The organism is Alistipes sp. CAG:29 (genome assembly GCF_000435435.1).
In the GTDB taxonomy this organism is placed as follows: domain Bacteria; phylum Bacteroidota; class Bacteroidia; order Bacteroidales; family Rikenellaceae; genus Alistipes; species Alistipes onderdonkii.
Genome location: NZ_FR893506.1, coordinates 1 through 7,449, shown reverse-complemented (window position 1 = coordinate 7,449; position 7,449 = coordinate 1). Strand labels below are relative to the sequence as shown.

The following is a 7,449-nucleotide window of genomic DNA, read 5'->3' as shown; positions in this document are numbered from 1 at the left end:
CGGAAGAGCCCTTCCTCAATGACGTGGAGTGGATTTCGAACCTCAAGCTGCGCGCCTCGTACGGCATGACGGGCAATTACTCGATCGCGGCTTATGCCACGGCAGGTACGCTGCACGGCAAATACGCCAATTTCAACGGCGGTGAGCTGCACCGCCCGGGGCTGGAGCCCGAAACCCGCCCGACGCCCGACCTGGAGTGGGAGCGCAACAAAATGCTCGACATCGGCCTCGACTTCGGGTTCCTCAAGGGACGTATCCACGGTACGATCGACTATTACGATTCGAAGAGCTACGACCTGCTCTACCTCAAGGTGCTGCCCTATACTTCGGGCTTCAACCGGGCGTGGACGAATATCGGCGACACCCGCAACCGCGGCTGGGAGGTAAGCCTCTCGACCGTCCCCGTGGAAACGAAGGACTTCCACCTGGGGGTGAACCTCTCGTATTACCGCAACAAGGAGGAGCTCATACGCCTGCAGTATCCCAAGATGAAGGAAGACATCAACAACGGCCTGTTCGTAGGCTATCCGGTCAACGGCGTACACTATAATTACAAACAGGTAGGCATCTGGCAGGAAAACGAAGCCGACCTGGCCGCGATCTACGGACAGAAACCCGGCGAGGTCAAGGTCGCCGACCTGGACGGCAACGGCAAGATCGACGGCAACGACCGCACGATCCTCGGCACGACACGCCCCGACTGGGTCGGCGGCCTGCAGATCAATGCGGAGTGGAAGAACATCGACTTTTCGGTCGACGTATACGGCGAGTTCGGCTCGCTGGCCCACGACGGCCGCAGCACGAGCGAATGGGCGAACCAGCTCGGGCGCTGGAACACCTACAAGATCGACTACTGGACACCCGAAAAACCCTCCGACCGACATCCACGCCCGGTCGAAGGACAGTCGATCAAATACCTCGACGCCACGGGCTACTACAAGAACAGCTACGTGAACATCCGCAACATCACGCTCGGCTACACCCTGCCCCGGGCATGGATGGGGCGTGTGGTGAAGAAGACGCGCTTCTATGTGACCATGAACACCCCGTGGCGTTACAGCCAGTTCCAGAACACGGGCGGCATCTCGTGGTGGGAGTCGTTCTATATCTTCGGCGCGAATGTCCAGTTCTAACTTAAAATCCGAAAACCAGACCATGAAAAAGATATTCATCCTGTTTGCGGCGGCACTTACGATAGGGCTGACCGGATGCCAGAGCTTCCTCGAAGAAGAAACCTACGGGTCGACGACCGAGATATTCAAGGAGGAAAACGGCATCAAGGCGCTGGTATACCAGAGCTACACCAAGATCAACAACCTCTACGGCGGCGACGGACAGTGGCCGCTGATGACCGAGCTGGGGACGGACATCTACCTGCGCGGCAAGAACCAGGGCGATGTGGGCCTGTGCGACTACTACGGGCTCGACGCCACCAACGGCAATGTGGCATGGCTGTGGAACCACTGCTACAAGGCGCTGTTCAACATCAACCTGTTCTTCGAAACGATCGACCAGACGCCCTTTGCCGACGAAGACGAAAAGAGCCAGTTCAAAGCGGAGATGTATGTCATGCGGGCCCTGTTCCTGTGGATCGTCACCGAGACGTGGGGCGACAGCTACCTGCCGATGACAACCAACGAGACCGAGGGCACCGAAGCCCGCCGTTCGCCCCGCGCGAAGTTCTACGAAGAGATCATCGGCGCACTCGAGACGGCCATCGGGCTCTTCCCCGACACGCGCACCACGGAATCGGGGCGCATCGACATGCCCGCAGCCAAGGCGCTGCTCGCACGCATGTACCTTTACAACGAACAGTGGGACGAGGCCGCAGACATGGCATCGCAGGTGATCGGCCACTACGGGCTGGAGCTCTGCCCCTCGCTCAAAGACCTGTGGGCCGACGACAAGACCAACAACGAATTCATCTGGACGACGGAATTCACCGAGGACGACGCCTTCCGCCAGGCCAACGGCTACTGGTCGTGGTATGCCATGTATATCGACCGTTTCCCGGGCGTGCAGACCATGCTCAAATGGACGGGCTACGGCGGCTGCCAGGCGATCCCCTCGACCTACTTCATGGATCTGTTCGACCGCGACGCCGACAAACGCTGGAGCGACCTGCACCAATGGGTATGGTATTACAACGACCCGGCCGACGACCGTTCGGCCTTCCCGCTCAACCAGTGGCGCGAATACATCGACACGGCGCTCTACCTCTGTCCCGACGTACTGCCCGTCGAGGAACACAAGCGCATGGAAAAGACCTTCACCGTATTCGACCGCAACGACATGTTCGACGCCGACGGCATCCCGCAGGATCGCTGGACGTTCATCGGCATGACCAAGTTCTACGACCACACCCGGCCGGGCAACATGTCGGAGCTGTCGGATCGCAGCTACCCTGTGATCCGGCTGGGCGAACTTTACCTGATCCGTGCCGAGGCGCGTATCCGGAGCACGGAGAACCGCGACCTGAAGGGTGCCGCCGAGGACATAACCCAGCTGCGCAAACGCGCCGTCAACCACGAAAAGCCCGAATACGAAGAGGCCATGAAGGTCACCGAAGAGGACATGACGCTCGATTTCATCCTCGAGGAACGCGCCCGCGAACTCTTCGGCGAGTGGCAGCGGCGGCTCGACCTGAAACGCTTCGGCAGGCTCATCGACCAGGTGAGGATCTACAACCCCGACGCAAAGGACAACATCAAGGAGTACCACGTCGTACGCCCCATCCCGCAGACGCAGTTCGACGGCATGCCCGACTGGAGAACCCTGGGACAAAACAAAGGATATTAAACACCTAATGCAGTAAACGACCATGAAAACCATACTGAAAAAATTCGCAGCCTTCCTCTGCGCGGCACTGGTGTTATGCGCATGCAGCGACGACGACTATTCCGAAGCACATCAGACGCTCATGGCATTGATCCGCCAGGCGGAATCGCTCGTCGAAGAGTCGACGGAAGGGATCGAAGAGGGCGACACGGCCCCCGGATCGAAGAAGGCATTGCAGGCCCGCATCGACCAGGCCTATTACATCATGCACAACACCTCGCGGGACGAAGGCTACCGGAACGCCTGCAAACAACTCGAAGAAGCGATAAAAGCCTTCCGGGAGAACATCGTCAAGGCCGGAATCCCCTATTTCAACGCCGGGTCGAAGATGAACCTCGGGCCCGCAGGCGACTGGGATCTCACGGAAGAGCTGACGTGGGAGATGAAAATACGTTTCGACGAATTCGCGGCGGGCGACCAGAACGTCATCTCGTGCGAACAGGGCAAGGGTGCCATCATGATCCGCAACAACGGCGCGAACCTGCAGTTCTACGTCAACGACGGGAGCTGGAAGGGCGGCACCTGCTGCACGATCGAGCTGAACAAGTGGTACCACATCACAGCCACGTACAAGGCCAACGACAAGATGCACTTCTATCTGGACGGACGGCTGGTAAAGAGCTTCGCGTGCGGCAAGGCCATCGTGGAGCCGACCTGCAACCTGCAGCTGGGCACCGCCCCCTCCTACTCGAACCGCTACATGCGCGGCAACATCCAGCACGTTTCGATCTGGGCGGACGTCCGCACCGAGGCCGAGGCCGCAGCCGATGTGGCATGCGACTTCTCCGGGACTGAGGAAGGGCTGAAAGCCTACTGGCCGCTGACGCTCAACGTCGGCTCGGAGATCACCGACATGACCGGCAGGCATGTGGCAAAAATGACCGACGTAAAATGGACTGACCCCGAATAACCCAAAAATTCCGATATGAAAAGACACAAGCATTCCATCCTCGCCGTATTGGCGGCCCTGCTATGGGGCAGCCTGTCGGCAACACCCTACCGGCCCGTATGGGAAATCGGCCGCAAAGACGGTTCGGCCGCCGAGTTCGCGTTGTACGACGGCGCGTATTCCGACCTTCTGGGCCGGTTCCCCGGCGCGGCGGCCGCGTACGACGTAGGGCGCAGCACACCGGGAGAGATCCCCTATATCCTGCCCGGGCCCCAGGACGGATGGGCCGGCAACGGCAACGGATCGCTGCTGATCCGCTTCGGGGCCGATGCGCAAGCCTCCCGGGCGGAGATGCGGCTGACACTCTACCTGGTCGAATCGCAGGCCTCGTCACCCCCGACGATCGAAATCTCCGCAGGCGGGTTCCGCACCTCGGTGCAGGCGCCTGCCGGGGACGACATCAACTACCCGGATACCAAACGCACCTCGGCACGCGGCCTTGCGATCGAGACCCTATTGCCGGCCGGGACATTCGGCGCCGGGGAAAACCTACTCACGATCCGCAATGCCGGCGGCAGCTGGCTCGTCTGGGACGCCATCGTCCTCGAAGCCGACCGCAGCGTGAAATGCACACGCCCCGGCGACGGCATCGCACTCATCGGAAGCCACTCGCAGCCGGGGCTGATTTACGGCCGCACCGAAGAGGAGCTGCTGCACCCGGTGACGCTGACCCTCGTCAACTGGGGCAAGCCCCAGCGTGCCGGATGGAACTACGACGGCAAACCGGGCGGGACGGTCGCACTGTCACGCGGCATAAACACCGTCGAGGTCAACATTCCCGAAGGGTACGAAGGCCGCACGGTGGATTTCGAAGTGCATCCCAACCGCGGGAAAGCCCTGTCGGCGGCGGTGGAAATCGCCCCGGCGGACAAATACACCGTCTACCTGGTGCAGCACACGCACACGGACATCGGCTATACCAAACCGCAGACCGAAATACTCACCGAGCACCTGCGCTATATCGACTATGCCGTGGAATACTGCGACCTGACGGCCGACTACCCGGACGACGCGAAGTTCCGCTGGACATGCGAAGCCTCGTGGCCCGTACGCGAATGGTTGCGCATACGTCCCAAGGCACAGGTGGACAAATTCATCAGGTACGTCAAGGCAGGGCAGATCGAGGTGACGGCCATGTTCTTCAACATGTCCGAGCTGTCGGGCGAGAACAATTACAAGACGTTCCTCGAGCCCGTAGCCCGATTCCGGGAATTGGGGCTGCCGGTCGAAACAGCCATGCAGAACGACGTGAACGGCATCGCATGGTGCCTGGCGGACTATCTGCCCGACCTGGGCGTGAAATATTTTTCGATCGGATCGAACAACCACCGCGCCCTCATCCCGTTCGACCGCCCGACACTCTACCGCTGGGAATCCCCGTCGGGCAAGGGGCTACTGATGTTCCGCAGCGACCACTACCATACCGGGAACTCGTGGGGCATCCACACGGGCGACATGGCCCGCCTGGAAGACGGCGTATTCGGGTACATCCGCAACCTCAAACGCACGGGTTACCCGTTCCCGGTCATCGCCGTGCAATACTCGGGATACCTGACCGACAACTCGCCCCCGTCGATGCGCGAGTGCGACCTGATCCGCGCATGGAACGAACGCTACGCATGGCCGAAGCTACGCAGCGCCACGGCACACGAATTCCTCGGGCGCATCGACTCCCAGTACGGCGACAAGCTGCCCGTATACCGGGCCGCCTACCCCGACTGGTGGACGGACGGGTTCGGGTCGGCGGCACGCGAGACGGCGGCCTCACGCAAAACGCAATCCGACCTGGTCGCCATCGAAGCGATGCTCTCGATGGCCCAAATGGAGGGGACAGGCCAGAGCGGCGGGACACACGAAGAACTGCGCCGCATCCACGAAAACCTGCTCTTCTACGACGAGCACACCTTCGGGGCCGCGGAAAGCATCTGGAACCCCGGATGCGAGAATTCTCAGGTACAGTGGGCCGAAAAGGGCTCCTACGTATGGGAGGCACTCAAAAGCACCCAACTGCTCTATGAAGATGCCATAGGCCGCCTACAAGGCGCCCTCTACCGCTCGACGCACCCGACGCTCACGTTCTTCAACCCGCTCGGCTGGGAACGCTCGGAACTGACGACAGTCTACATAGACTTCGAACTGATCCCGGCAGACCGCGAGTTCCGGATCGTCGATGCTGCCGGGAAAGCCCTGCGCGTACAGCCCATCCGCTCGCGCCGCGAAGGACGCTATTACGCCATCTGGGCGGAAGGAATCCCCGCCATGGGCTACAAGACCTTCGAAATCGTACTCGGCGACGGCAAGGCCGCCGAACCCCGCCGCACGGAACTCCGGGACAACAGCCTCGAAAACGATTTCTACCGGATCGTCTTCGACCCGGCTTCGGGGACGATCGCCTCGCTCTACGACAAGGAGCTGGGACGGGAGATGGTCGACCCGGACTCGGAATGGAAGCTGGGGGCTTTCATCTATGAATCGCTCAACGGCGACCGCCACCAGATGGAACGCAAAGTATTCGACAATTACCGGCGCTCTTCGCTCTCCGACGTACACTGCCCGGGCGTTACGTCGGGCGATATTTACCAGAGCGTCCGCTTCACGGGCAAAGCCGAGGGATGCGACGAAAAATTCGGCGTGCAGGTCGAAGTACGCCTGTATAACGACGTGAAACGCGTGGAGCTCGGCTACGATTTCATCCGCAACCCCGAAACCGATCCTTCGGCGATCTACGTCGCCATGCCGTGGCTGCTGGAAAATGCGAAACTCACGTTCGACGTACCGGGCGGCGTAGTCCGTTCCGGCGAAGACCAGATCCCCGGCACGAGCGCCTCGTGGAACACCGTGCAGAATTTCGTCGCGGCACGCAACGACGACGCCCAGATTCTCGTAAGCGGCAGCGAGGTGCCGCTCTACCTGCTCGGGAAACTGCTCGACGACCCTTATCGCCAGCCCCGCACCTATGAAAAGCCGCATGTCTTCCCGTGGCTGATGAACAATTACTGGACAACGAATTTCCGCGCTTCGCAGGAAGGGGAATTCAAGTGCGGATTCGTCATCAGCTCAACCCGGGACACCTCCAACACGGCCGCATCGCAGTTCGGCTGGAGTGCACGCATCCCGCTCTGCACCCGCGTAATGCCGGCCGCCACTGCGGCCAACGGCAACGCCCGCGACCGCTCATTCCTGCGCAGCGGATGCAGCCATGTGCTGATCACGTCATGCACCCCCGCGGCCAGCGGAGAGGGCATCCTGATCAACCTGCGGGAAACCGACGGGCAGGCAGGCTCCCTTACCCTGCTCGACGCCTCGGGACGCGAACTGCCCTTTACGGCGGCCGATGCGACAGGGCGTCCGCTGGACGGCCGAAGCGTCACTTCGCTGGCGCTGAAACCCTATGAAAACAGGTTCGTCATCCTGAAATAGGCGGGAAAAGACTACGGCGGGGAATTTCACCCGAACCGCCCTCCGCAAAGACAGGCTGCACCCGATTCCGGTGCAGCCTGTCCTGTATCCAAGGCTTTTACAGGCAGGTATCCGGCGGCTCACGTCCCGGCAACGGCAATGCCACTGTCTATCACCCGCCTAAAAATCAATGTGGTTTTCGATGTACGATTTTCAGGTTCACAAATACAGCGATCGGAGCTATAAAAACAATATCCATTGCA

The 7,449-nt window shown here is 60.7% G+C and carries 3 protein-coding genes and 1 pseudogene; all 4 read left to right on the top strand.

All coding sequences use genetic code 11. The features are described 5' to 3' along the window. Positions 1 to 1,133 (top strand): annotated as a pseudogene (locus QVP03_RS12575) (TonB-dependent receptor); the annotation flags it as partial. Between the two features lie 22 nt (positions 1,134 to 1,155). Beyond that, positions 1,156 to 2,799 (top strand): RagB/SusD family nutrient uptake outer membrane protein, encoded by a 1,644-nt coding sequence (locus tag QVP03_RS12570; protein ID WP_022333744.1) that lies wholly within the window; start codon positions 1,156 to 1,158, stop codon positions 2,797 to 2,799. Between the two features lie 22 nt (positions 2,800 to 2,821). Next, positions 2,822 to 3,748: a LamG domain-containing protein gene (locus tag QVP03_RS12565; protein ID WP_018696813.1), complete on the top strand. Its 927-nt coding sequence runs from the start codon at positions 2,822 to 2,824 to the stop codon at positions 3,746 to 3,748. Positions 3,749 to 3,763: 15 nt separating this feature from the next. After that, positions 3,764 to 7,207, top strand: coding sequence for a glycoside hydrolase family 38 N-terminal domain-containing protein (locus QVP03_RS12560; RefSeq protein WP_022333743.1), 3,444 nt, complete (start codon positions 3,764 to 3,766; stop codon positions 7,205 to 7,207). Positions 7,208 to 7,449 lie beyond the last annotated feature (242 nt).